This window comes from Enterobacter sp. JBIWA008 (assembly GCF_019968765.1).
In the GTDB taxonomy this organism is placed as follows: domain Bacteria; phylum Pseudomonadota; class Gammaproteobacteria; order Enterobacterales; family Enterobacteriaceae; genus Enterobacter.
In genome coordinates this window covers 3547022-3570581 of sequence record NZ_CP074149.1, presented here as the reverse complement: position 1 = coordinate 3570581, position 23560 = coordinate 3547022, and the positions used below count along the sequence as shown (strand labels likewise).

General features: G+C 57.2%; 22 protein-coding genes. 18 read left to right on the top strand and 4 right to left on the bottom strand.

Going from position 1 to position 23560, the window contains the following annotated elements; genetic code table 11:
- Positions 1 to 78 precede the first annotated feature (78 nt).
- The 5 genes from purL (at position 79) to glnB (ending at position 8410) form a co-directional block, all read left to right on the top strand.
- Complete coding sequence (gene purL, locus KGP24_RS17060) at positions 79 to 3966, top strand: phosphoribosylformylglycinamidine synthase (protein WP_223561231.1); 3888 nt, start codon at positions 79 to 81, stop codon at positions 3964 to 3966.
- Positions 3967 to 4500: 534 nt separating this feature from the next.
- Positions 4501 to 5928, top strand: coding sequence for a two component system sensor histidine kinase QseE/GlrK (gene qseE / locus KGP24_RS17055; RefSeq protein WP_223561230.1), 1428 nt, complete (start codon positions 4501 to 4503; stop codon positions 5926 to 5928).
- Between the two features lies 1 nt (position 5929).
- Positions 5930 to 6667: a two-component system QseEF-associated lipoprotein QseG gene (gene qseG, locus KGP24_RS17050; protein WP_223561229.1), complete on the top strand. Its 738-nt coding sequence runs from the start codon at positions 5930 to 5932 to the stop codon at positions 6665 to 6667.
- Complete coding sequence (gene glrR / locus KGP24_RS17045; protein ID WP_223561228.1) at positions 6654 to 7991, top strand: two-component system response regulator GlrR; 1338 nt, start codon at positions 6654 to 6656, stop codon at positions 7989 to 7991. The genes qseG and glrR overlap by 14 nt, the downstream gene beginning before the upstream one ends.
- A gap of 80 nt (positions 7992 to 8071) precedes the next feature.
- Positions 8072 to 8410: a nitrogen regulatory protein P-II gene (gene glnB / locus KGP24_RS17040; RefSeq protein WP_003860685.1), complete on the top strand. Its 339-nt coding sequence runs from the start codon at positions 8072 to 8074 to the stop codon at positions 8408 to 8410.
- An 81-nt stretch (positions 8411 to 8491) separates the two neighbouring features.
- Here glnB and hmpA read toward each other — a convergent pair whose 3' ends face one another.
- Positions 8492 to 9682 carry an NO-inducible flavohemoprotein gene (gene hmpA, locus KGP24_RS17035; RefSeq protein ID WP_223561227.1) on the bottom strand — a complete coding sequence of 397 codons (1191 nt, stop codon included), beginning with the start codon at positions 9680 to 9682 and terminating at the stop codon, positions 8492 to 8494.
- Between the two features lie 304 nt (positions 9683 to 9986).
- Between hmpA and glyA the strand changes: the two genes are divergently transcribed.
- A complete protein-coding gene (gene glyA / locus KGP24_RS17030; RefSeq protein WP_008502165.1) occupies positions 9987 to 11240 on the top strand; it encodes a serine hydroxymethyltransferase in 1254 nt (417 codons plus the stop codon).
- A gap of 54 nt (positions 11241 to 11294) precedes the next feature.
- Here the strand turns inward: glyA and KGP24_RS17025 are convergent, their stop codons facing one another.
- Positions 11295 to 11717: a DoxX family protein gene (locus KGP24_RS17025; RefSeq protein WP_029741147.1), complete on the bottom strand. Its 423-nt coding sequence runs from the start codon at positions 11715 to 11717 to the stop codon at positions 11295 to 11297.
- A 173-nt stretch (positions 11718 to 11890) separates the two neighbouring features.
- On the opposite strand from KGP24_RS17025, the gene KGP24_RS17020 reads away from it, so the two are divergent.
- On the top strand, positions 11891 to 13036 hold the full coding sequence (locus KGP24_RS17020) for a 3-phenylpropionate MFS transporter (RefSeq protein WP_223561226.1): 1146 nt from the start codon (positions 11891 to 11893) through the stop codon (positions 13034 to 13036).
- On the opposite strand, the gene csiE is transcribed toward KGP24_RS17020, so the two are convergent.
- Positions 13031 to 14308, bottom strand: a complete 1278-nt coding sequence (csiE, locus tag KGP24_RS17015; RefSeq protein ID WP_223561225.1) for a stationary phase inducible protein CsiE — start codon at positions 14306 to 14308, stop codon at positions 13031 to 13033. The genes KGP24_RS17020 and csiE overlap by 6 nt on opposite strands.
- A gap of 125 nt (positions 14309 to 14433) precedes the next feature.
- Between csiE and KGP24_RS17010 the strand changes: the two genes are divergently transcribed.
- Complete coding sequence (locus tag KGP24_RS17010) at positions 14434 to 15072, top strand: DUF1007 family protein (RefSeq protein ID WP_223561224.1); 639 nt, start codon at positions 14434 to 14436, stop codon at positions 15070 to 15072.
- Positions 15063 to 16055, top strand: a complete 993-nt coding sequence (locus KGP24_RS17005; RefSeq protein ID WP_223561223.1) for a nickel/cobalt transporter — start codon at positions 15063 to 15065, stop codon at positions 16053 to 16055. Before KGP24_RS17010 ends, KGP24_RS17005 begins: the two co-directional genes overlap by 10 nt.
- Before the next feature lie 5 nt (positions 16056 to 16060).
- On the opposite strand, the gene suhB is transcribed toward KGP24_RS17005, so the two are convergent.
- Positions 16061 to 16864 (bottom strand): inositol-1-monophosphatase, encoded by an 804-nt coding sequence (gene suhB, locus KGP24_RS17000; protein ID WP_003860668.1) that lies wholly within the window; start codon positions 16862 to 16864, stop codon positions 16061 to 16063.
- A gap of 131 nt (positions 16865 to 16995) precedes the next feature.
- On the opposite strand from suhB, the gene trmJ reads away from it, so the two are divergent.
- From trmJ to iscX, 9 genes are all read left to right on the top strand, one after another.
- Positions 16996 to 17721: a tRNA (cytosine(32)/uridine(32)-2'-O)-methyltransferase TrmJ gene (gene trmJ, locus KGP24_RS16995; protein WP_223561222.1), complete on the top strand. Its 726-nt coding sequence runs from the start codon at positions 16996 to 16998 to the stop codon at positions 17719 to 17721.
- Positions 17722 to 17936: 215 nt separating this feature from the next.
- The gene (gene iscR / locus KGP24_RS16990) at positions 17937 to 18428 is read left to right on the top strand and encodes a Fe-S cluster assembly transcriptional regulator IscR (protein WP_023308826.1); all 492 of its coding nucleotides are present in this window, start codon (positions 17937 to 17939) and stop codon (positions 18426 to 18428) included.
- Positions 18429 to 18545: 117 nt separating this feature from the next.
- Positions 18546 to 19760: a cysteine desulfurase gene (gene iscS, locus KGP24_RS16985; RefSeq protein ID WP_223561221.1), complete on the top strand. Its 1215-nt coding sequence runs from the start codon at positions 18546 to 18548 to the stop codon at positions 19758 to 19760.
- Positions 19761 to 19784: 24 nt separating this feature from the next.
- Positions 19785 to 20171 carry a Fe-S cluster assembly scaffold IscU gene (iscU, locus tag KGP24_RS16980; RefSeq protein WP_003860661.1) on the top strand — a complete coding sequence of 129 codons (387 nt, stop codon included), beginning with the start codon at positions 19785 to 19787 and terminating at the stop codon, positions 20169 to 20171.
- A gap of 13 nt (positions 20172 to 20184) precedes the next feature.
- Positions 20185 to 20508, top strand: a complete 324-nt coding sequence (gene iscA / locus KGP24_RS16975; RefSeq protein ID WP_003860659.1) for an iron-sulfur cluster assembly protein IscA — start codon at positions 20185 to 20187, stop codon at positions 20506 to 20508.
- A 79-nt stretch (positions 20509 to 20587) separates the two neighbouring features.
- Complete coding sequence (gene hscB, locus KGP24_RS16970; protein ID WP_223561220.1) at positions 20588 to 21103, top strand: co-chaperone HscB; 516 nt, start codon at positions 20588 to 20590, stop codon at positions 21101 to 21103.
- A gap of 14 nt (positions 21104 to 21117) precedes the next feature.
- On the top strand, positions 21118 to 22968 hold the full coding sequence (gene hscA / locus KGP24_RS16965) for a Fe-S protein assembly chaperone HscA (protein ID WP_223561219.1): 1851 nt from the start codon (positions 21118 to 21120) through the stop codon (positions 22966 to 22968).
- A 1-nt stretch (position 22969) separates the two neighbouring features.
- Positions 22970 to 23305: an ISC system 2Fe-2S type ferredoxin gene (fdx, locus tag KGP24_RS16960; protein ID WP_003860652.1), complete on the top strand. Its 336-nt coding sequence runs from the start codon at positions 22970 to 22972 to the stop codon at positions 23303 to 23305.
- A gap of 1 nt (position 23306) precedes the next feature.
- Entirely contained in the window at positions 23307 to 23507 is a 201-nt protein-coding gene (gene iscX, locus KGP24_RS16955) for a Fe-S cluster assembly protein IscX (protein WP_003860650.1), read from the top strand.
- Positions 23508 to 23560: the final 53 nt, after the last annotated feature.

The window sequence follows — 23560 nt, the reverse complement described above, 5'->3', positions numbered from 1 at the left end:
AGGATTCTCTATAATGACGCCCGTTTTCCCCCCTTGCGCACACTGTAAGCGCCCCGGCGCTTCGAAGACGAGAGACTTATGATGGAAATTCTGCGTGGTTCGCCTGCACTGTCTGCCTTCCGTATCACTAAACTGCTGGCACGTTTTCAGGCGGCCGACCTTCCGGTAAGCAATATTTACGCTGAGTATGTCCATTTTGCTGACCTGAATGCCCCCCTGAATGCAGAGGAGCGCGTACAGCTGGAACGCCTGCTCAAGTATGGCCCAAGCCTGAGCAGCCATACGCCAACCGGCAAACTGATCCTTGCGACGCCTCGTCCGGGTACCATCTCCCCCTGGTCTTCCAAAGCCACCGACATCGCCCACAACTGTGGCCTGAGCCAGATTAACCGTCTGGAACGCGGCGTGGCGTACTACGTGGAAGCCTCTACCCTGAGCGAGGCGCAGTGGCAGGCGGTTGCGGCTGAACTGCACGATCGCATGATGGAGAGCGTATTTGCCTCTCTCGATGACGCGCAGAAGCTTTTCTCTCACCATCAGCCTGCGCCGGTACAGAGCGTAGACCTGCTGGGGCAGGGCCGTCAGGCGCTGATTGACGCCAACCTGCGTCTCGGCCTGGCGCTGGCAGAAGACGAAATCGACTACCTGCAGGATGCGTTTGTTAAGCTCAACCGTAACCCGAACGACATCGAACTCTACATGTTCGCGCAGGCTAACTCTGAGCACTGCCGCCACAAGATTTTCAACGCCGACTGGATTATTGACGGCGAACAGCAGCCGAAGTCGCTGTTCAAAATGATCAAAAACACCATGGAGCAAACCCCTGACCACGTGCTGTCTGCCTATAAAGACAACGCCGCGGTAATGGAAGGTTCCGAGGTGGGCCGCTTCTTCGCCGATCGCGAAGCAGGGCGCTATGACTTCCATCAGGAACCTGCGCATATCCTGATGAAGGTTGAAACCCACAACCACCCGACGGCGATCTCCCCGTGGCCGGGTGCGGCGACCGGCTCCGGCGGTGAAATCCGTGACGAAGGTGCGACCGGTCGTGGCGCTAAACCCAAAGCGGGTCTGGTCGGTTTCTCCGTTTCCAACCTGCGTATACCGGGCTTTGAACAGCCGTGGGAAGAAGATTTCGGCAAGCCAGAGCGCATTGTAACCGCCCTGGATATCATGACCGAAGGCCCGCTGGGCGGCGCGGCGTTTAACAACGAGTTTGGTCGTCCGGCGCTGAACGGTTACTTCCGTACCTATGAAGAGAAAGTGGACAGCCACAACGGCGAAGAGCTGCGCGGCTACCACAAACCGATCATGCTGGCGGGCGGGATCGGCAACATCCGTGCCGATCACGTGCAGAAAGGCGAGATCGTCGTTGGCGCGAAGCTGATCGTGCTCGGTGGCCCGGCGATGAATATCGGTCTGGGCGGCGGCGCGGCCTCTTCTATGGCCTCCGGCCAGTCTGATGCGGATCTCGACTTCGCCTCCGTGCAGCGTGATAACCCTGAGATGGAGCGTCGCTGCCAGGAAGTGATCGATCGCTGCTGGCAGCTGGGCGATGCCAACCCGATCCTCTTCATCCACGACGTGGGCGCGGGCGGTTTGTCCAACGCCATGCCGGAGCTGGTGAGCGACGGCGGTCGCGGCGGCCGTTTCAACCTGCGCGATATCCTGAGCGATGAGCCGGGCATGAGCCCGCTGGAAATCTGGTGTAATGAATCCCAGGAGCGCTACGTGCTGGCGGTTGCTGCCGACCAGCTGCCGCTGTTTGACGAGCTGTGCCGCCGCGAGCGCGCGCCGTATGCCGTCATCGGTGAAGCGACCGAAGAGCAGCACCTTTCCTTAAGCGACACACACTTTGACAACCAGCCGATCGATCTGCCGCTCGACGTTCTGCTCGGTAAAACGCCGAAGATGACCCGCGACGTAACGACCCGTAAAGCGGCGGGCAAAGCGCTGGATCGCCAGGGCATCACCGTGGCAGAAGCGGTAAACCGCGTGCTGCACCTGCCTGCTGTGGCAGAGAAAACCTTCCTCGTGACCATCGGCGACCGTACCGTGACCGGTATGGTATCGCGCGATCAGATGGTCGGCCCGTGGCAGATCCCGGTCGCTAACTGCGCCGTGACCACCGCGAGCCTCGACAGCTACTACGGCGAAGCGATGGCCCTGGGCGAACGCACCCCGGTGGCGCTGCTGGACTTCGCGGCCTCTGCCCGTCTGGCAGTGGGTGAAGCGCTGACCAACATCGCCGCGACGCAGATTGGCGATATCAAACGTATCAAGCTTTCCGCCAACTGGATGGCAGCTGCCGGTCACCCTGGCGAAGATGCTGGCCTGTATGAAGCCGTGAAAGCGGTGGGCGAGGAGCTGTGTCCTGCTCTCGGCCTGACCATTCCGGTGGGCAAAGACTCCATGTCGATGAAAACCCGCTGGCAGGAGGGCAGCGAGCAGCGCGAGATGACCTCTCCGCTGTCGCTGGTGATTACCGCGTTTGCGCGCGTGGAAGACGTGCGTCATACCGTAACGCCACAGCTCGTGACCGAAGATAACGCCCTGATGCTGATTGACCTGGGCAAAGGGCATAACGCGCTGGGTGCCACGGCGCTGGCGCAGGTTTACCGCCAGCTCGGCGACAAGCCAGCCGACGTGCGCGACGTGACGCAGCTGAAAGGCTTCTACGACGCGATTCAGGCGCTGGTGGCGCAGCGTAAGCTGCTGGCCTACCACGACCGTTCCGACGGCGGCCTGCTGGTGACGCTGGCAGAGATGGCCTTCACCGGCCACTGCGGCGTGGAAGCGAACATTGCGACGCTTGGCGAAGACCGTCTGGCGGCGCTGTTCAATGAAGAGCTGGGTGCCGTGATTCAGGTGCGTGCAGCAGATCGCGACGCGGTTGAAGCGATTCTTGCGAAGCACGGTCTGGCAGACTGCGTGCACTATCTGGGTAAAGCCGTTCAGGGCGATCGCTTCGTCATTGAAGCCGACGGTCACGCCGTGTTCAGCGAAAGTCGCACCACGCTGCGCATGTGGTGGGCGGAAACCACCTGGCAGATGCAGCGCCTGCGTGATAACCCGGAGTGTGCCGATCAGGAGCATAACGCGAAGGCTAATGACCAGGATCCTGGCCTGAACGTGAAGCTCTCCTTCGACATCAACGACGATATCGCTGCGCCATACATTGCGACCGGCGCGCGTCCGAAAGTGGCGGTTCTGCGCGAGCAGGGCGTTAACTCCCACGTTGAGATGGCTGCTGCCTTCCACCGCGCGGGCTTTGACGCTATCGACGTCCACATGAGCGACCTGCTGGCCGGACGTACCGGTCTGGAAGATTTCCAGGCGCTGGTGGCGTGCGGCGGCTTCTCCTACGGCGACGTGCTGGGCGCGGGCGAAGGCTGGGCGAAATCTATCCTGTTCAACAGTCGCGTGCGTGACGAGTTCGAAACCTTCTTCCACCGTCCGCAGACCCTGGCGATGGGCGTGTGTAACGGCTGCCAGATGATGTCTAACCTGCGCGAACTGATTCCGGGCAGCGAAGCCTGGCCGCGCTTTGTGCGCAACCAGTCTGACCGCTTCGAAGCGCGCTTCAGCCTGGTGGAAGTGACCCAAAGCCCGTCTCTGCTTCTGCAGGGGATGGTCGGTTCACAGATGCCAATCGCCGTTTCCCATGGTGAAGGTCAGGTAGAAGTACGTGATGCTGCGCATCTGGCTCAGCTGGAGAGCAAAGGCCTGGTGGCGCTGCGCTTTGTCGATAACTTCGGCAAGGTGACAGAAACCTACCCGGCTAACCCGAACGGCTCCGCCAACGGTATTACGGCAGTGACCAGCGAAAGTGGTCGCGCGACCATCATGATGCCGCACCCGGAACGCGTGTTCCGTACCGTGAGCAACTCCTGGCACCCGGAAAACTGGGGCGAGGACAGCCCGTGGATGCGAATCTTCCGCAACGCGCGTAAGCAGCTGGGTTAAGTTTTAGCTCCACACCCTTCCAGGCCCGGTAAGCGAAAGCTCCACCGGGCTTTTTTATGCGTGTCGCAAAATTGCGACAATCCCGCCTCGCGGGTGTCTCCAAAAGGTGACACTTAACTTGTTGATCTATATAGGTAGAAAAATCGTGGTCTAAAGGTGTTGTTAAATAGCGACACTTAGCCTGGAAATCATTCTGCCAACAAGTAATAGTTTGAATGTATAAAACCTTTTTAATTCATCATGTTAATTTATTGTTTTGCATTCTGGCACGGGTGTTGCATAATATTAACCAGTGGCTCATTCACCTTCTTATGTCAGCCCCTCCGGGACGCGCTACATAAACTTCGAATGACGCACAAAAAGGTGCCTGCCGTCCAACTACTGATCATAGCGATGCTTTATCAGGCCAGGGCGAAACGTCGAGTTAGGCACCGCCTCATTCCATGACAAAGCCGGGTTTTTACCCGGCTTTGTTGTATCTGAAGGGCAGACTCAGTTACGCTCTGCGTAAACCCCCGTTAAGAGAGTAATGCGTTGAAACGCTGGCCCGTTTTCCCCCGCTCCCTGCGGCAGCTCGTCATGATGGCCTTCCTGCTGATCCTGCTGCCGCTGCTGATCCTTGCCTGGCAGGCGTGGCAAAGTCTGAACGCGCTGAGCGCGCAGGCGGCTTTGACCAACCGTACGACACTCATCGACGCCAGACGCAGTGAAGCGATGACCAACGCCGCGCTGGAGATGGAGCGTAGCTATCGTCAGTATTGCGTGCTTGACGATCGGACGCTGGAAAAGGTTTATCAGAGTCAGCGTAAACGCTACAGCGAAATGCTGGACGCTCATGCGGGGGTTTTGCCTGACGACAAGCTGTATCAGGCGTTACGTCAGGATTTGAACGATCTTGCGCAGCTGCAGTGCAGCAACAGCGGCCCGGATGCCGCTGCCGCCGCGCGTCTTGAAGCTTTTGCCAGCGCGAATACCGAGATGGTGCAGTCAACGCGCACGGTGATTTTCTCTCGCGGCCAGCAGCTCCAGCAGGAGATTGCCGAGCGCGGCCAGTTCTTCGGCTGGCAGGCGCTGGTGCTGTTCCTGGTGAGCCTCGGGCTGGTACTGCTCTTTACCCGCATGATCATCGGCCCGGTGAAGGGCATCCAGCGTATGATCAACCGCCTGGGTGAGGGGAAATCGCTCGGGGATACGGTCGCCTTTAAAGGTCCCCGCGAGCTGCGATCCGTAGGCCAGCGTATTATCTGGCTGTCCGAGCGCCTGGCGTGGCTCGAATCACAGCGCCATCAGTTCCTGCGCCATATCTCTCATGAGCTTAAAACGCCGCTGGCCAGCATGCGTGAAGGAACGGAGCTGCTGGCCGACGAAGTGGCCGGGCCCCTTACGCCAGAACAGAAAGAAATTGTCGAGATTCTGGATAACAGTAGCCGCAATTTGCAAAAGCTGATTGAGCAACTGCTGGATTACAACCGCAAGCTGGCTGATGGTGCGGTCGTACTGGAAAACGTTGAAATTGAGCCGCTGGTGGATATGGTGATCTCCGCCCACAGCTTGCCGGCAAGAGCTAAAATGATGCATACCGGCGTCGAACTGAATGCGCCTGCGTGCCTGGCTGAACCCATGCTGCTGATGAGCGTTCTGGATAATCTTTACTCCAATGCGGTGCACTATGGTACTGAATCCGGTAACATTTATATCCGAAGTAATACGAATGGTTCACGGGTGTTTATTGACGTCGCAAACACCGGCACTCCGATCCCAGATGACGAAAAAACCATGATCTTCGAACCCTTTTTCCAGGGGAGTCATCAGCGGAAAGGCGCGGTGAAAGGAAGCGGTTTAGGCCTGAGCATCGCCCGGGACTGCATACGACGCATGCAGGGTGAGCTAAACATTGTCGCGGACGAACGTTCAGATGTTTGCTTCCGTATCGAACTGCCCGTGAGCCGGAAAAATCAATAAAATGAATCTATGTCTGGTGAGTATGTCACACGTCTTTTTCCGCGCCGTACGCGCGGTGTTTTCCTGCAAAACGCTTCGCCTGAGCCTGCCCTGTTTATTTCTGGCAGGGTGTGTTTCCCATGCGCCACAAAGTGCCATTAGCGATAAACAGGAAGATAAATGGCCCGATAACCAGCTGGCAGACTTCCTCTCAACCCGCTGTGACGACATCTGGAACCTGTCAGGACATGACGTTGAAAGCAACCCGCTGTTCTGGCTGCGTGGAATAGATTGCGCCCAGCGTCTGGCACCGGTAGACGCCCGCTCGAAGGCGGCGATGCTGGATGAAGACACCTGGCAGGACGCTTTCAAGCGTGGGATTTTACTCGCAGATGCGAAAATCACACCCGTTGAACGCCGCGTCAATGTGACCCGACTGGACACGTTTGTGGTCAATCTTCCTGTGCAGGTACGCCCGGTATACCAGCTCTGGCGCGATGGGCAGACATTACAGCTTCAGCTGTCTGAAGAGCGCTCCCGCTACAGCAAGCTGCAGCAGTCAACAGACAGCGAGCTTGATACGCTGCGTCAACAGCAGCAACATTTACGCACTCAGCTGGATACCACGACGCGTAAGCTGGAGAACCTGACCGATATCGAAAGACAGCTCTCGTCGCGTAAATATCAGCCGGGGAGTTCATCCGCGGCACCGGACAGCGATACGCCGAAACAAGAGGATGTGAAGCATGACGAGCCGTAAACCTGCCCATCTTTTACTGGTAGATGACGATCCCGGGCTGTTAAAGCTGCTGGGGATGCGTCTGGTGAGTGAAGGCTACAGCGTCGTGACCGCTGAAAGCGGGCTGGAGGGGCTGAAGATCCTCAGCCGCGAGAAAATCGATCTGGTGATAAGCGACCTGCGGATGGACGAAATGGATGGCCTGCAGCTGTTCGCGGAGATCCAGAAGCAGCAGCCGGGTATGCCTGTGATCATCCTGACGGCGCACGGGTCGATCCCGGATGCGGTTGCCGCGACGCAGCAGGGGGTATTCAGCTTCCTGACCAAGCCGGTGGACAAAGACGCGCTTTATAAGGCTATCGACAGCGCGCTGGAACATGCCGCCCCGGCGGGGGATGAAGCGTGGCGGGAGTCTATCGTCACCCGCAGCCCCATTATGCTGCGTCTGCTTGAACAGGCCCGGATGGTGGCGCAGTCCGACGTCAGCGTGCTCATCAACGGCCAGAGCGGAACCGGGAAAGAGATCCTGGCCCAGGCGATCCATAACGCCAGCCAGCGCAGTAAAAACGCCTTTATCGCCATTAACTGCGGCGCGCTTCCGGAACAGCTGCTCGAATCTGAACTGTTTGGTCACGCCCGCGGCGCATTCACCGGCGCGGTGAGCAGCCGGGAAGGGCTGTTCCAGGCAGCGGAAGGCGGCACGCTGTTCCTGGACGAGATTGGCGACATGCCCGCGCCGCTGCAGGTCAAACTGCTGCGCGTGTTGCAGGAGCGAAAAGTTCGCCCGCTGGGCAGCAACCGCGACATTGATATTAATGTGCGAATTATCTCCGCCACCCACCGCGACCTGCCAAAAGTGATGGCCCGTAACGAGTTCCGCGAAGATCTCTACTACCGTCTGAACGTGGTGAATCTGAAGATCCCTGCGCTGGCGGAACGGGCGGAAGACATTCCGCTGCTGGCGAACCATCTTTTGCGCCAGGCGGCCGATCGCCATAAACCGTTCGTGCGCGCGTTTTCCACCGATGCGATGAAGCGGCTGATGGCCGCAGGCTGGCCGGGTAACGTGCGTCAGCTGGTGAACGTGATTGAGCAGTGCGTGGCGCTGACCTCTTCACCGGTTATCAGCGACGCGCTGGTGGAGCAGGCGCTGGAAGGGGAAAACACGGCCCTGCCGACGTTTGCGGAAGCGCGGAATCAGTTCGAGCTTAACTATCTGCGCAAGCTATTGCAGATCACCAAAGGCAATGTGACCCACGCGGCGCGCATGGCCGGACGCAACCGCACCGAGTTCTACAAGCTGCTGTCACGCCACGAGCTTGAAGCAAACGATTTTAAAGAGTAGTACCGCAAAATTCGCCTGAATATGATACTGTGAGCAATCGATTACGAGGCAGCTTACAGGCAAGAGTTTAAGGACCCACCATGAAAAAGATTGATGCGATTATTAAACCTTTCAAACTGGATGATGTACGTGAAGCGCTGGCGGAAGTCGGCATCACCGGGATGACCGTGACGGAAGTGAAAGGTTTTGGTCGTCAGAAGGGCCACACCGAGCTTTACCGTGGCGCAGAGTACATGGTCGACTTTCTGCCGAAAGTGAAAATTGAAATCGTGGTCAGCGACGATATCGTCGATACCTGCGTGGATACCATTATCCGCACGGCGCAGACGGGCAAAATCGGCGACGGTAAAATCTTCGTCTTTGACGTGGCGCGCGTGATCCGTATCCGTACCGGCGAAGAAGACGACGCCGCGATTTAACATTGCCAACGGTCTTGCAGGCCGGGTAAGGCGTAGCCGCCACCCGGTGAAAAAAAGCCCCTCGAACGAGGGGCTTTTTCATTACAGCACCTTATGCGGCCCGAAGCATTCGTAATGAATGTTGTCTTTGTTCACCCCCAGATCAAGCAGCTGTTTTGCGGCATACTGCATAAACGCCACCGGCCCACAGAGGTAGAACTGCATGTCCGGCGCGCTAAACGCACCTTCCATCTGGCTTAAATTCATCAGACCTTCGCTGTCAAACCGTGCTGCCGCGCGGTCTTCATCCGTCGGCAGGCGATACCAGGTGTGCGCGGTGAAACGCGGCAGGGACGCCCCGAGCGTTTTCACTTCATCCGCAAAGGCGTGCACGTCGCCGTTTTCCGCAGCGTGGAACCAGTTTACCTGCGCACCGTGGTTTGCTTTCGCCAGCGTATCGAGCATCGCCAGCATTGGCGTTTGGCCGACGCCTGCAGAGATCAGCGTAACCGGGGTGTGTGCTGCAACCGCCATGAAGAAATCGCCCGCCGGCGCGGCCAGGTGGACCACGTCGCCCACGCTAGCTTCGTTATGTAGCCAGTTGGAGACTTGACCGCCGTTCTCACGCTTCACCGCAATGCGGTAGCCTTTGCCGTTTGGCTTGCGGGTAAGAGAATACTGGCGGATCTCCTGGTGCGGGAAACCTTCAGGCTTCAGCCACACGCCCAGATACTGGCCCGGCTGGTAATCGGCAACCGGCTGTCCGTCCACCGGCTCAAATTCAAAGCTGGTAATCAGCGCGCTGCGCGGGGTTTTCTCAACGATGCGGAAGGCGCGCGTGCCTTCCCAGCCGCCGTTCTTGCTGGCGTTTTCGCTGTAGATCTGCGCTTCGCGGTTGATAAACACGTTTGCCAGCACGCCGTAGGCTTTACCCCACGCGTCCAGCACCTCCTGGCCCGGGCTGAACATCTCGTCCAGCGTTGCCAGCAGGTGGCCACCCACAATGTTGTACTGCTCGGGTTGGATCTGGAAGCTGGTGTGCTTCTGCGCGATTTTTTCCACCGCGGGCAGCAGTGCCGCCAGGTTTTCAATATTGCTGGCGTAGGCCGCGATGGCGTTGAAAAGCGCTTCGCGCTGATCGCCGTTACGCTGGTTGCTCATGTTGAAAATTTCTTTGAGCTCCGGGTTGTGCGTGAACATGCGATCGTAGAAATGGGCGGTGAGTTTAGGGCCGGTTTCCACCAGCAGGGGGATGGTGGCTTTAACGGTAGCGATGGTTTGAGCGTCGAGCATGAGCGCATCCTTCTGATGTGACTTTAATGATGTATTTTAAATGCATCTTATAAAAAATACCCCTGCGTTGTAAATGGTTCTTTGCAAGATGAAAAATATGCATCACAAACCTGAAAAGAAATCCGCTGGAAAGGGCGAGAGCTTTATTCCTCAAACCCTTGCGTGGCGCGCAGGAAAACGTTTGCGTAAAATCGTTTGTCAAGACCTGTTATCACAGAACTAATCAGTTATACTGTTGCCCGTCGTCCAACAGGACTGCCTTTTCAGGCCAAAATTTACTTGTTAGCTGAGTCAGGAGATGCGGATGTTAAAGCGTGAAATGAACATTGCCGATTATGATGCCGAACTGTGGCAGGCTATGGAGCAGGAAAAAGTACGTCAGGAAGAGCACATCGAACTGATCGCCTCCGAAAACTACACCAGCCCGCGCGTTATGCAGGCGCAGGGTTCTCAGCTGACCAACAAATACGCTGAAGGTTATCCGGGCAAGCGCTATTACGGCGGTTGCGAGTACGTTGATATCGTTGAGCAGCTGGCTATCGACCGTGCGAAAGAACTTTTTGGCGCTGACTACGCAAACGTGCAGCCGCACTCTGGCTCTCAGGCTAACTTCGCGGTCTACACCGCGCTGCTGCAGCCGGGCGATACCGTTCTGGGTATGAACCTGGCGCAGGGCGGCCACCTGACTCACGGCTCCCCGGTTAACTTCTCCGGCAAACTGTACAACATCATCCCTTACGGTATTGATGAGTCCGGTAAAATTGACTACGAAGATATGGCTAAGCAGGCTAAAGAGCACAAGCCGAAGATGATCATCGGTGGCTTCTCTGCTTACTCCGGTATCGTTGACTGGGCAAAAATGCGTGAAATCGCAGACAGCATCGGTGCTTACCTGTTCGTCGACATGGCGCACGTTGCGGGCCTGATTGCCGCTGGCGTTTACCCGAACCCGGTTCCACACGCTCACGTTGTGACCACCACCACCCACAAAACCCTGGCGGGTCCACGCGGTGGCCTGATCCTGGCGAAAGGCGGTGACGAAGAGCTGTACAAAAAACTGAACTCCGCCGTATTCCCAAGCGCGCAGGGCGGCCCGCTGATGCACGTTATCGCGGCTAAAGCGGTCGCGCTGAAAGAAGCGATGGAGCCTGAGTTCAAGGTTTATCAGCAGCAGGTTGCTAAGAACGCCAAAGCGATGGTGGAAGTGTTCCTGAACCGTGGCTACAAAGTGGTCTCCGGCGGTACTGAAAACCACCTGTTCCTGCTGGATCTGGTTGATAAGAACCTGACCGGTAAAGAAGCTGACGCAGCCCTGGGCCGTGCCAACATCACCGTGAACAAAAACAGCGTTCCAAACGATCCGAAGAGCCCGTTCGTGACGTCCGGTATCCGTATCGGTTCTCCGGCCGTGACTCGCCGCGGCTTCAAAGAAGCGGAAGTGAAAGAGCTGGCTGGCTGGATGTGTGACGTTCTGGACAACATCAATGACGAAGCGGTTATCGAGCGCGTCAAAGGTAAAGTTCTGGATATCTGCGCACGCTTCCCGGTATACGCATAATTCCTCTGCTTTGCAGAAATAAAAAAGGCCGCGCTTGCGGCCTTTTTTTATGGCTTAACGCCGGTCGAGGGAAATGGCTCCCGGACCAACAATGGCCAGCAAAATAAAGGCGCCAGCAATACTGACGTTCTTATAGAAATTAATCATGTTCGGCACGACCGCATCACCGGTCATATCCCAGTAATGGTGACCGATAATCGCCGTGCCCAGCGTATAGAATACAAACAGTACCGCGAGAGGACGGGTGAAAAAGCCCAGCACGATCAGGATGGCGGCAGGCACTTCCATCACCACCGCAATAATAGCCGCCAGCATGGGCATCGGCGTACCCAGCGAGGTCATATATTGCACGGTGCCGCTAAACCCCGTCAGTTTTGGATAACCAAAGATAATAAACAGCACGACAAGCGCGATGCGGCCAATCAGCAGCAGCAGGTGACGTGACTGACCGAAATCGAAATAACGTAGTGAGTTCATGGCAGAAAAACCTCTGCAAGTGGAGTAATTTAAACGTAATACATATTTTCATTCCCTGCCATAAGCCAGACGACTGCACAATATGTTAATTTTTCGTTAATTTATAGCAGGCTATCGACTTGCTTAATTTTTATATTCTCGCCAGACTATGGCCTCGATTTCGGGAGGGATTCATGGTCTTGCATTCCACGCGCTGGCTGGCGCTCAGCTATTTCACCTATTTCTTTAGCTACGGTATTTTTCTGCCCTTCTGGAGCGTCTGGCTCAAGGGTATCGGCCTGTCGCCCGAGACCATCGGTGTCCTGCTGGGGGCCGGGCTGGTGGCGCGTTTCCTCGGTAGCCTGCTGATTGCCCCGCGCGTCAGCGATCCCTCCTTGCTGATTAGGGCCGTGCGCATTCTTGCTCTGCTGACGCTGGTCTTTGTTGCCTGCTTCTGGGTCAGCCACCAGTTTGCCTGGCTGATGGTGGTGATGGTCGGCTTTAATCTGTTCTTCTCACCGCTGGTACCGCTGACGGATGCCCTGGCGAACACCTGGCAAAAGCAGATCACCATGGACTACGGCCGCGTGCGCCTGTGGGGCTCAATTGCCTTTGTGATCGGCTCTGCGCTGGTGGGCAAACTGGTCAGCCTTTACGATTACCGCGCCATTCTCGCCCTGCTGAGTATCGGTATTGCCTCTATGCTGCTGGGCATGCTGCTGCGTCCGTCGGTGATGCCGCAGGGGGAAAGCCGCCATCAGGAGAGCGCCGGCTGGCCCGCCTGGCGCAGCCTGGTGGCCCAGAGCTGGCGTTTTCTGGCGTGTGTTTGTCTGCTTCAGGGGGCGCATGCGGCGTACTATGGCTTCAGCGCCATCTACTGGCAGGGGGCGGGATACTCTGCTTCCGCAGTGGGCTATCTGTGGTCGCTGGGCGTGGTGGCCGAAGTCATTATTTTCGCCCTGAGCAAGAAGCTGTTCCGTCGCTTTGGCGCGCGAGACCTGCTGCTGCTTTCCGCCGTGTGCGGCGTGGCGCGCTGGGGCATTATGGGCTGGACGACCGATCTGCCATGGCTGATAGTGGCGCAAATCCTTCACTGCGGCACCTTTACCGTATGTCATCTGGCGGCGATGCGCTATATCGCTGCGCGCGAGGGTGGAGATGTTATTCGTCTGCAGGCCGTCTATTCGGCGGTTGCGATGGGGGGCAGTATTGCGATCATGACGGTCTTTGCGGGGTTCCTCTACCAGCACCTGGGGCATGGCGTCTTTTGGGTGATGGCGCTGGTCGCCTTACCCGCAATCGTTGTTCGCCCTAAAGTGGCCGCTCGCGCGTCGCTATGATTCAAGCATGACGCGAATATGTTCTTGCTGCTGCGGGTTCAATGTCTCAACGGCATGAATCAGCGGCGGCGAGAACAGCGGCAGGACGGTAGGGTAGGGGGTGATAACCAGCGCGGCTTCGCGCGGCGCCCCCTCTTTCTGGAAAGCCTGCAGCGTCAGATAGCGAATGTTGAGCGGCAGCAGCGTCAGCTCGCGAAGCTGCTGTTCAATCAGATCCTCACTGGCTTTATCGTCTCCCGTCAGCAGGATCACCTGTTTTTCGTGCAGATCGCTCTCCTGCATCAGCCAGGCGCCGAAAATCACCGCGACAAGGCTCATTTCTTCATCAGAAAAACGCAGCCCAAATTCCGTTTCCAGCTCAAACAGCGCTTCCTTCGTGGTGCGTAACAGCCGGGGATAGAGACGATGGATCTCCTCCGGCAGGCTAGTGTCGATGCCAATCTCAAACAGCGAGCGGTCCAGCGCCTGAGCAAGATGGATATACAGCTGATCGGTCAGCCCTTGCTCGTCGCTGAAGTTCATTCCGGTCTGCGAGCGAAAACGGGCGACCATGCGCACGATGGCCCGGCGCAAGCGCTGATCCTGCTGGTGTTTATCGAGCACCGGATCGGGCGTGCGGAGCATCATAAACAGCAGCGCCAGAAACAGCTGTTCATCGCCGTGCGCACCCTGCGGCACGCGCCGTCTCCAGTGACGCACGATCTCCTGGGCCGTAAAATACTCCCCTCTCGACTGGGTCCAGCTGCGCTGAACGTGAGAAAACTGCGGCGTATTCCCGAGCTGGTGCTGAATAAGGCAGTATTGTAAATAAAGCTGTAAAAACTGGACGTCGCGGCATTCAAACTGGCGCTGAAGCTTGCGTGAGCAGAAGCCGATCAGCGCCCGCAGGTTCGCATCGTCGTATAGCGGCCGCGCAATGCCGTGTTGTTTAAGCGCGGTTTTTAATGCGGGGGTAAACTGGTGCGAGACAAACTGTGGGCAAAGCCGCAGCGCCCGACGCAGCCAGTGCAGCAGGCATAAACGCTGATTCAGGGCTGAGCCTTCAATTCGGTAGCTGCCGTCGTGGTGCGTGACGATGTCCAGCCGGTGATAGCGCTGGATTTCATCGCGCGTCTCGGCTATATCTTGCCGTGCCATCGCGTCGTCCACCCCGTTGGCAGCAATTATGCTCTGTGCGGTGACGGCAGCATCGGGCAGGTAAAGCATCAAAAGCACCTGGCAGCGGCGCTGCGAACTGGAAAGCACAGATGGAATTTCAAGCGTCGTCATCATCTGTCGGGTATCCAGTGTGAATGTTTGATAAGAATAGCTAAAGGATGAGCGCTGAAAAGCGCGCCGGCAGGCCTTTCACTCAGGATTGCTGGGGAACATCACAGAATTTTTGACGTGAGGAATTGATGCAAACAGTTAAACAAAGTGCGATGGCGTTATTTTTGGCGGTTATCAGCTTCACCGCCAGCGCACATCCTCACAGTTTTATTGACCTTCAAACCGAGCTGGTCACCGACGGCACGCAGCTGAGCGGCCTGAAGATGCGCTGGACGATGGATGAAATCACCTCGGCCGATCTGCTCTACGATGCGGGAAACGCGAAGCCCGGCGATGAAATCTGGAAAGAGCTGGCGGCGGAAGTGATGGCCAACGTGCTCGGCCAGCACTACTTCACGGAGTTCTGGCACAACGGGCAAAAGGTCAAATTTCTGAACCGACCCACGGAATACGGTATGACGCGTGACGGGCACCAGGCGGTGCTGACGTTCGTGCTTCCTCTGGCGCATCCGCAGCCGCTGGCGGGGCAAACGTACCGTTTTTCCACCTTTGACCCTACCTACTATGTCGACATGCGCTATGACAAAGACAGCGACGTACGGCTGCCGGACGCCCTGCAAAAAAGCTGCAAAATTGGCGTGCACACCCCGAAACCCAGCGAGGAGACGCTGAACTTTGCGGTCTCTCTCGACAAGGAAGATGCACCGCCTGAGGATATGGAGTTGGGTAAACAGTTCGCGCAGGAGGTGACGTTACAATGTCAGTGATCTCTTCTCCGGTCCGGAAACCGCGCCGCTGGCTTCACCTCTGGCCGCTTGCGCTCTTTTTGCTGTTCGCCGTTTGCGGTTCGGTCTGGCTATGGCAGGCCTGGCCGCAGGTCATGATGAAAAGCATCGTCTGGCAGCGTGAGGTCAACCAGCAGATGAGCGGTCTGCTAAAGGCGGTGGCTGAGAACCCGACCAAAGCGGGCGGTTCCCTGCTGGCGTTCAGCTTTATCTATGGCGTTCTGCACGCGCTGGGGCCGGGGCACGGCAAAATTGTCATCACAACCTGGCTCGCCACACATCCGTCGAAGCTGAAATCGAGTATCGGCCTGACGCTGGCCTCCTCGCTGCTTCAGGGCTGCGTGGCGATTGCGCTCGTCGTGATAGTGCTTTCGCTGTTACAGCTTCCCGCACGCCAGCTGCACATGAGCAGCTTCTGGCTGGAGAAGGGAAGCTACGCGCTGGTTGGCGTGCTGGGGCTGATCCTCTGCTGGCGGGCGCTGAAAAAGCTGCGCGTGCTGCTGCAAAAGCCGAAATTCAAAACCTTTACGCCGCACCACGTTCATGATGAACGCTGCGGCTGCGGACATCAGCATTTGCCCACGCAGGAACAATTGCAGAGCGGCGACGACTGGCGCGCGCGGCTGATGATTGTTCTCTCGATGGGCATGCGCCCGTGTTCGGGGGCAATCATGGTGCTGCTGTTCAGCAAGGTGATAGGCGTGTTTGGCTGGGGAATGCTTTCCGCGCTGGCGATGGCGGCAGGAACGTCTCTCACCATTTCGTCTTTAGCGCTGCTGGTGCACAGCTTCCGTCAGCTGGCGGTCAAACTCAGCGGCAATAAAACGCCGGTGCTGTGGCGACAGGTAGGGTGGACAACGCTTGCGCTGGCGGGTGGGGTCATTCTGCTGGTGGCTACGGTGATGATGTGGATGAGCGCGGTGCCATCTAACACCCTCTCCCCTTTGGGGAGAGGGCTGGGCTGAGGGGATTAACGCTTCAGCGCATCGCTCAGTTCATCACGCATGTTTGCCAGCATGGCTTTAACAACGCGTGGGTTACCCGCAACGATGTTGCCGGTAGACATATAGTTATGGCCGCCGGTGAAATCACACACGATGGCGCCTGCTTCACGTGCGATCAGCTCGCCCGCAGCAAAGTCCCATGGCTTCAGTGACAGCTCGAAGTAACCGTCAACGCGGCCTGTCGCCACGTAGGCCAGATCCAGCGCGGCAGAACCGGTGCGGCGGAAGTCCGCGCATTCGGTGAACAGTTTGCCCAGGATATTCATATAGGTGGTCGCGTGCTGTTTCGCCTTGAACGGGAAACCGGTCGCCAGAATGGTGCCGTCCAGATCGCGCGCGTTGCTGCAGCGCAGACGGTAGCCGTTCAGCTGTGCGCCCTGACCGCGGGTTGCGGTGAACAGTTCGTTACGCATTGGATCGTAAACAACGGCAACTTCAGTACGGCCTTTAATGCGTACTGCGATAGACACAGAGAAGTGTGGCAGACGTTTGACGAAGTTGGTGGTGCCATCCAGTGGATCGATAACCCATTGAACATCCTGATCGGTACCTTCATGTTCACCGCTTTCTTCGGTGATGATGGTGTGCTGCGGGTAAGATTTGCGGATCGTTTCGATAATAATCGCTTCTGCGGCTTTATCGACGTTAGTCACGAAATCATTGCTGCCTTTCTGGCTGGTTTCTACGGAGTCTGGCGTTTCGTAGTGTTTGGCAATTACATTACCCGCCTTGCGCGCTGCGCGCACGGCGATGGTCAGCATCGGATGCATCGGTCTCTCTCACTGGATGTTAAAGAACAGGAAAATCGGCGCAGAGTATAGCAGTGGGATCGGATTATGTCTCCCGTTTATGATAATATGCCGGAATATTCTTCAGACGCTGAATTCAGACATTAAAAATTATGCTGCAAAACATTCGAATCGTGCTGGTCGAAACATCGCACACCGGCAACATGGGCTCCGTTGCCCGCGCTATGAAAACCATGGGCTTAACGAACCTGTGGCTGGTTAACCCGCTGGTGAAACCTGACTCGCAGGCCATCGCCCTGGCGGCCGGTGCCAGCGACGTGATCGGCAACGCTCAGATCGTCGATACCCTTGACGAAGCGCTGGCCGGCTGCAGCCTCGTTGTCGGCACGAGCGCGCGCTCCCGCACGCTGCCGTGGCCGATGCTGGACCCGCGCGAATGCGGCCTGAAAAGCGTCTCAGAAGCGGAGCAGGCACCGGTTGCGCTGGTATTTGGCCGCGAGCGCGTTGGCCTCACCAACGACGAGCTGCAGAAGTGCCACTATCACGTAGCCATCGCGGCGAACCCGGAATACAGCTCGCTGAATCTGGCGATGGCGGTGCAGGTTATCGCCTACGAAGTGCGTATGGCGTGGCTGGCGACGCAGGAGAAACCGGTCGAACCAAAAGAAGAAACGACCTACCCGCTGGTGGACGATCTTGAGCGCTTCTACGGTCACCTGGAGCAGACGCTGCTCTCAACCGGCTTTATCCGCGAAGGCCACCCGGGCCAGGTAATGAACAAGCTGCGCCGTATGTTTACCCGCGCGCGACCGGAAAGCCAGGAGCTGAACATCCTGCGCGGGATTCTGGCGTCGATTGAGCAGAAAAATAAAGGATAGTGTCGATTTTCCCCTCTCCCCGTGGGAGAGGGCTGGGGTGAAGGCGTCAGGCCGCACCTGTATTATGAAGGCACAGAAGGTTAAATACCTGACTAAAACAGTCAAGTAAATAGTTGACCATTTTAGTCAGGAATGTCAGACTTGGCCCTGCTATGCAATACCCCATTTTACTATAAAAAACCCCGGGCAGGGGCGAGTTTGAGGTTAAGTAAGACATGAGACTGACATCTAAAGGGCGTTATGCCGTGACCGCGATGCTGGACGTTGCGCTCAACTCCGAAGCGGGCCCGGTTCCGTTGGCTGATATTTCTGAACGACAAGGGATCTCCCTCTCTTATCTGGAACAGCTGTTCTCCAGACTGCGTAAAAATGGACTGGTTTCCAGCGTTCGTGGCCCAGGCGGCGGTTATCTGCTGGGTAAAGACGCGGGCAGTATTGCAGTTGGTGAAGTGATTAGCGCAGTTGACGAATCCGTTGACGCGACCCGTTGCCAGGGTAAAGGCGGCTGCCAGGGCGGCGATAAATGCCTGACCCATGCGCTGTGGCGCGATCTGAGCGACCGTCTCACCGGCTTCCTGAACAACATCACCCTGGGTGAACTGGTCAATAACCAGGAAGTTCTGGATGTCTCTGGTCGTCAGCACGGTCAGGATTCCCAACGCAGCACCCGCGCGCAGGACGCTATCGACGTCAAACTGCGCGCGTAATAAAACGATAAAGATTTCAGAATCAGGCCGGGGCGGTCACGCCCCGCGTACTCGGTCGTACATCCAGCCGGTTGCCTGATTCCTTGCATTGAAGCGATGTACGGAGTTTAAAGAGCAATGAAATTACCGATTTATCTCGATTACTCCGCAACCACGCCGGTGGACCCGCGTGTTGCCGAGAAAATGATGCAGTGTCTGACTCTGGACGGAAACTTTGGTAACCCAGCTTCCCGTTCACACCGTTTTGGCTGGCATGCTGAAGAGGCGGTTGATATCGCCCGTAATCAGATTGCTGACCTGGTGGGTGCCGATCCGCGTGAGATTGTTTTCACCTCCGGTGCGACCGAATCCGACAACCTGGCGATCAAAGGTGCAGCCAACTTTTATCAGAAAAAAGGCAAGCACATTATCACCAGCAAAACCGAACACAAAGCCGTGCTGGACACCTGTCGTCAGCTGGAGCGTGAAGGGTTCGAAGTAACCTATCTGGCCCCACAGAGTAACGGGATCATCGCCCTGAAAGAGCTCGAAGCGGCCATGCGCGATGACACCATTCTGGTTTCCATCATGCACGTTAACAACGAAATCGGCGTCGTTCAGGACATCGCGACCATCGGCGAAATGTGCCGTGCGCGCGGTATCATCTACCACGTGGACGCGACCCAGAGCGTGGGCAAACTGCCTATCGACCTGAGCCAGCTGAAAGTGGACCTGATGTCCTTCTCCGGCCACAAAATCTATGGCCCGAAAGGGATCGGCGCGCTGTACGTTCGTCGTAAGCCACGTATCCGTATCGAAGCTCAGATGCACGGCGGCGGTCACGAGCGCGGCATGCGTTCCGGTACGCTGCCTGTTCACCAGATCGTGGGCATGGGCGAAGCGTACCGCATTGCAAAAGAAGAGATGGAAACCGAGATGGCACGCCTGCGTACGCTGCGTAACCGTCTGTGGGACGGCGTGAAGGATATGGAAGAAGTGTATCTGAACGGCGATCTCGAGCAGGGCGCACCAAACATTCTCAACGTTAGCTTCAACTATGTTGAAGGCGAATCGCTGATCATGGCCCTGAAAGACCTGGCCGTTTCTTCCGGTTCTGCCTGTACGTCTGCTAGCCTGGAGCCATCCTACGTGCTGCGCGCGCTGGGTATGACCGACGAGCTGGCACACAGCTCTATCCGTTTCTCTTTAGGTCGTTTCACTACCGAAGAAGAGATTGACTACACCATCAAGCTGGTTCGCAACTCCATTGGCCGTCTGCGCGACCTTTCTCCACTGTGGGAAATGTTCAAGCAGGGCGTGGATCTGAACAGCATTGAATGGTCACATCACTAATCGGTACATAAGGAGAATTCAATCATGGCATACAGCGAAAAAGTCATCGATCATTACGAGAACCCGCGCAACGTTGGCTCTTTTGACAACAGCGACGAATCTGTCGGTAGCGGCATGGTCGGTGCACCGGCGTGTGGCGACGTGATGAAGTTGCAGATTAAAGTCAACAATGAAGGTATCATTGAAGACGCGCGCTTCAAGACCTACGGCTGCGGTTCTGCTATCGCGTCCAGCTCCCTGGTTACCGAATGGGTGAAGGGCAAGTCTCTGGACGAAGCACAGGCAATCAAGAACACGGATATTGCTGAAGAACTCGAACTGCCACCGGTGAAAATTCACTGTTCAATTCTGGCAGAAGACGCGATCAAAGCCGCCATTGCGGATTACAAAAGCAAACGTGAAGCAAAATAATTGAGGTTTGAGTATGTCGATTACCCTTAGCGACAGCGCTGCCGCGCGAGTAAGCTCTTTTCTGGCGAACCGTGGTAAAGGCTTTGGCCTGCGACTGGGCGTACGTACCTCCGGCTGTTCTGGTATGGCTTACGTACTGGAGTTTGTTGACGAGCCGGCGTCTGACGACACCGTGTTTGAAGACAAGGGCGTGAAGGTGGTGGTCGATGGCAAAAGCCTGCAATTCCTCAACGGCACTCAGCTGGACTTCGTTAAAGAAGGCCTGAACGAAGGGTTCAAGTTCACGAACCCGAACGTCAAAGACGAGTGTGGTTGCGGCGAAAGCTTCCACGTTTAACCGCGCGTCATCCGAAACCCCACCGTGGCTTACCTGCTGCGCGTGGGGTTTGTTCTAACAGGCTACCCCTGAGATTGTTATGGATTACTTCACTCTCTTCGGACTACCCGCTCAATACCCGATCGATCTGCAGGTGCTGACGATCCGTTTTCAGGATCTTCAGCGTCAGTATCATCCGGATAAATTCGCGAGTGGTACTCAGGCAGAACAGCTGGCTGCGGTATCGCATTCTGCGACCATCAACCAGGCCTGGCAGACGCTGCGTCACCCGCTGGCGCGTGCAGAATATCTGCTCTCGCTCCACGGTTTCGATCTGGCGAGCGAACAGCACACCGTGCGCGACACCGCGTTTCTGATGGAGCAGCTGGAGCTTCGTGAAGAGCTGGATGAGATTGAACAGGCCAAAGACGAAGCGCGTCTGGAAAGCTTTATCACGCGCGTGAAGGGCATGTTCGATACACGCCATCAGCAGATGGTGGAGCAACTGAACAACGAGACCTGGGACGTGGCGGCAGACACTGTGCGCAAACTCCGTTTTCTCGATAAACTGCGAAGCAGTGCTGAACAACTCGAAGAAAAGCTGCTCGATTTTTAATTTCGGAAGCAATTATGGCCTTATTACAAATTAGTGAGCCTGGCTTAAGTGCCGCACCGCACCAGCGTCGTCTGGCGGTGGGTATCGATCTGGGCACCACCAATTCCCTCGTGGCGACCGTGCGCAGCGGCCAGGCGGAAACGCTGGCCGACGAGCAGGGCCGCCATCTGCTGCCTTCCGTAGTCCACTACCAGCAGCAGGGTCACGCTGTCGGGTTTGATGCCCGCGCTAACGCCTCGCGCGATCCGGCCAATACCATCAGCTCCGTGAAGCGCATGATGGGCCGCTCGCTGACCGATATTCAGACCCGCTATCCGCATCTGCCGTATCAGCTGCAGGCAAGTGAAAACGGCCTGCCGATGATCGCGACTGCGGCCGGACTGCTGAACCCGATTCGCGTTTCCTCCGACATCCTCAAAGCGCTGGCGGCGCGCGCCACGGCGACGCTCGGCGGCGATCTGGACGGCGTAGTCATCACCGTTCCGGCCTATTTTGATGATGCACAGCGCCAGGGCACCAAAGACGCCGCGCGTCTGGCGGGCCTGCACGTGCTACGCCTGCTGAACGAACCTACGGCGGCGGCGATTGCCTACGGCCTCGACTCCGGTCAGGAAGGGGTCATTGCGGTTTACGATCTCGGCGGCGGTACCTTTGATATCTCGATCCTGCGCTTAAGCCGCGGGGTGTTTGAAGTGCTGGCGACCGGCGGGGATTCCGCGCTGGGCGGCGATGACTTCGACCATCTGCTGGCGGATTACATCCGCGAGCAGGCGGGCATCAGCGATCGCAGCGACGCGCGCGTGCAGCGTGAGCTGCTGGATGCGGCCATTGACGCCAAAATCGCCCTGAGCGACGCGCAGACGGTTACCGTCAACGTTGCGGGCTGGCAGGGTGAGATCACCCGCGACCAGTTCAGCGATCTGATTGCCCCGCTGGTGAAGCGCACGCTTCTGGCCTGCCGTCGCGCATTGAAAGATGCGGGCGTAGAGGCCAGCGAGGTGCTGGAAGTGGTCATGGTGGGCGGTTCGACCCGCGTGCCGCTGGTGCGCGAGCGCGTGGGTGAATTCTTTGGCCGCACGCCGCTGACCTCCATCGACCCGGACAAAGTGGTTGCCGTTGGCGCCGCAATCCAGGCCGATATCCTGGTCGGCAACAAGCCGGACAGCGAAATGCTGCTGCTGGACGTCATCCCGCTGTCGCTGGGTTTAGAAACCATGGGCGGCCTGGTGGAGAAAGTGATCCCGCGTAACACCACCATTCCGGTGGCGCGCGCGCAGGAGTTCACCACCTTCAAAGACGGCCAGACCGCGATGTCTATTCACGTGATGCAGGGCGAACGCGAGCTGGTGCAGGACTGCCGCTCGCTGGCGCGCTTTGCGCTGCGCGGAATTCCAGCGCTGCCTGCGGGCGGGGCGCATATTCGCGTCACCTTCCAGGTGGATGCGGACGGCCTGCTGAGCGTCACGGCGATGGAAAAATCCACCGGCGTGGAATCGTCTATTCAGGTGAAGCCGTCCTACGGCCTGACCGATGGCGAAATCGCCTCCATGATTCAGGACTCAATGAGCTACGCCGAGCAGGATGTGAAGGCGCGTATGCTGGCTGAACAGAAAGTTGAAGCCGCCCGCGTGCTGGAAAGCCTGAACGGCGCGCTTGCTGCCGATGCCGCGCTGTTAAGCGCCGCTGAGCGCCAGGTGATTGACGATGCTGCCGCGCACTTAAGCGCTGTGGCAGTAGGCGATGACGCTGACGCAATAGAAGAAGCCATTAAAAACGTTGATAAACAAACCCAGGACTTTGCTGCTCGCCGCATGGACAAATCTGTCCGCGTCGCGCTGAAAGGCCAGTCCGTGGACGAGGTTTAATATGCCAAAGATTGTAATTTTGCCTCATGCGGACCTCTGTCCGGATGGCGCTGTTCTGGAAGCGAAGACCGGTGAAACCATTCTCGATGTTGCCCTGCGTGCAGGTATCGAAGTGGAACACGCCTGTGAAAAATCCTGTGCCTGCACCACCTGCCACTGCATCGTGCGTGAAGGTTTTGACTCTCTCGCCGAGAGCACCGAAGACGAAGACGACATGCTGGATAAAGCATGGGGTCTGGAGCCAGACAGCCGCCTGAGCTGCCAGGCCGCGGTGACCGATGAAGATCTGGTCGTGGAATTCCCCCGCTACACCATCAACCACGCACGCGAGCATTGATATGGGACTGAAGTGGACAGACAGCCGTGAAATTGGCGAAGCGCTCTACGACGCGAACCCGGATCTCGATCCTAAGACCGTACGATTCACCGACATGCATCAGTGGATCTGCGATTTAGAGGATTTCGATGACGATCCAAACGCATCCAATGAAAAAATTCTGGAGGCGATTCTGTTAGTCTGGTTAGATGAAGCAGAGTAAATCACTTAACGGGCTGCCTTCTGGCGGCCCGTTTGCTAATAAGGATAAATAAA

Coding starts and splice junctions, on each gene's coding strand:
- purL (WP_223561231.1), top strand. CDS start 79: ATGATGGAAATTCTGCGTGGTTCGCCTGCACTGTCTGCCTTCCGTATC.
- qseG (WP_223561229.1), top strand. CDS start 5,930: ATGAATCTATGTCTGGTGAGTATGTCACACGTCTTTTTCCGCGCCGTA.
- glrR (WP_223561228.1), top strand. CDS start 6,654: ATGACGAGCCGTAAACCTGCCCATCTTTTACTGGTAGATGACGATCCC.
- glnB (WP_003860685.1), top strand. CDS start 8,072: ATGAAAAAGATTGATGCGATTATTAAACCTTTCAAACTGGATGATGTA.
- hmpA (WP_223561227.1), bottom strand. CDS start 9,682: ATGCTCGACGCTCAAACCATCGCTACCGTTAAAGCCACCATCCCCCTG.
- glyA (WP_008502165.1), top strand. CDS start 9,987: ATGTTAAAGCGTGAAATGAACATTGCCGATTATGATGCCGAACTGTGG.
- KGP24_RS17025 (WP_029741147.1), bottom strand. CDS start 11,717: ATGAACTCACTACGTTATTTCGATTTCGGTCAGTCACGTCACCTGCTG.
- KGP24_RS17020 (WP_223561226.1), top strand. CDS start 11,891: ATGGTCTTGCATTCCACGCGCTGGCTGGCGCTCAGCTATTTCACCTAT.
- csiE (WP_223561225.1), bottom strand. CDS start 14,308: ATGATGACGACGCTTGAAATTCCATCTGTGCTTTCCAGTTCGCAGCGC.
- KGP24_RS17010 (WP_223561224.1), top strand. CDS start 14,434: ATGCAAACAGTTAAACAAAGTGCGATGGCGTTATTTTTGGCGGTTATC.
- KGP24_RS17005 (WP_223561223.1), top strand. CDS start 15,063: ATGTCAGTGATCTCTTCTCCGGTCCGGAAACCGCGCCGCTGGCTTCAC.
- suhB (WP_003860668.1), bottom strand. CDS start 16,864: ATGCATCCGATGCTGACCATCGCCGTGCGCGCAGCGCGCAAGGCGGGT.
- trmJ (WP_223561222.1), top strand. CDS start 16,996: ATGCTGCAAAACATTCGAATCGTGCTGGTCGAAACATCGCACACCGGC.
- iscR (WP_023308826.1), top strand. CDS start 17,937: ATGAGACTGACATCTAAAGGGCGTTATGCCGTGACCGCGATGCTGGAC.
- iscS (WP_223561221.1), top strand. CDS start 18,546: ATGAAATTACCGATTTATCTCGATTACTCCGCAACCACGCCGGTGGAC.
- iscU (WP_003860661.1), top strand. CDS start 19,785: ATGGCATACAGCGAAAAAGTCATCGATCATTACGAGAACCCGCGCAAC.
- iscA (WP_003860659.1), top strand. CDS start 20,185: ATGTCGATTACCCTTAGCGACAGCGCTGCCGCGCGAGTAAGCTCTTTT.
- hscB (WP_223561220.1), top strand. CDS start 20,588: ATGGATTACTTCACTCTCTTCGGACTACCCGCTCAATACCCGATCGAT.
- hscA (WP_223561219.1), top strand. CDS start 21,118: ATGGCCTTATTACAAATTAGTGAGCCTGGCTTAAGTGCCGCACCGCAC.
- fdx (WP_003860652.1), top strand. CDS start 22,970: ATGCCAAAGATTGTAATTTTGCCTCATGCGGACCTCTGTCCGGATGGC.
- iscX (WP_003860650.1), top strand. CDS start 23,307: ATGGGACTGAAGTGGACAGACAGCCGTGAAATTGGCGAAGCGCTCTAC.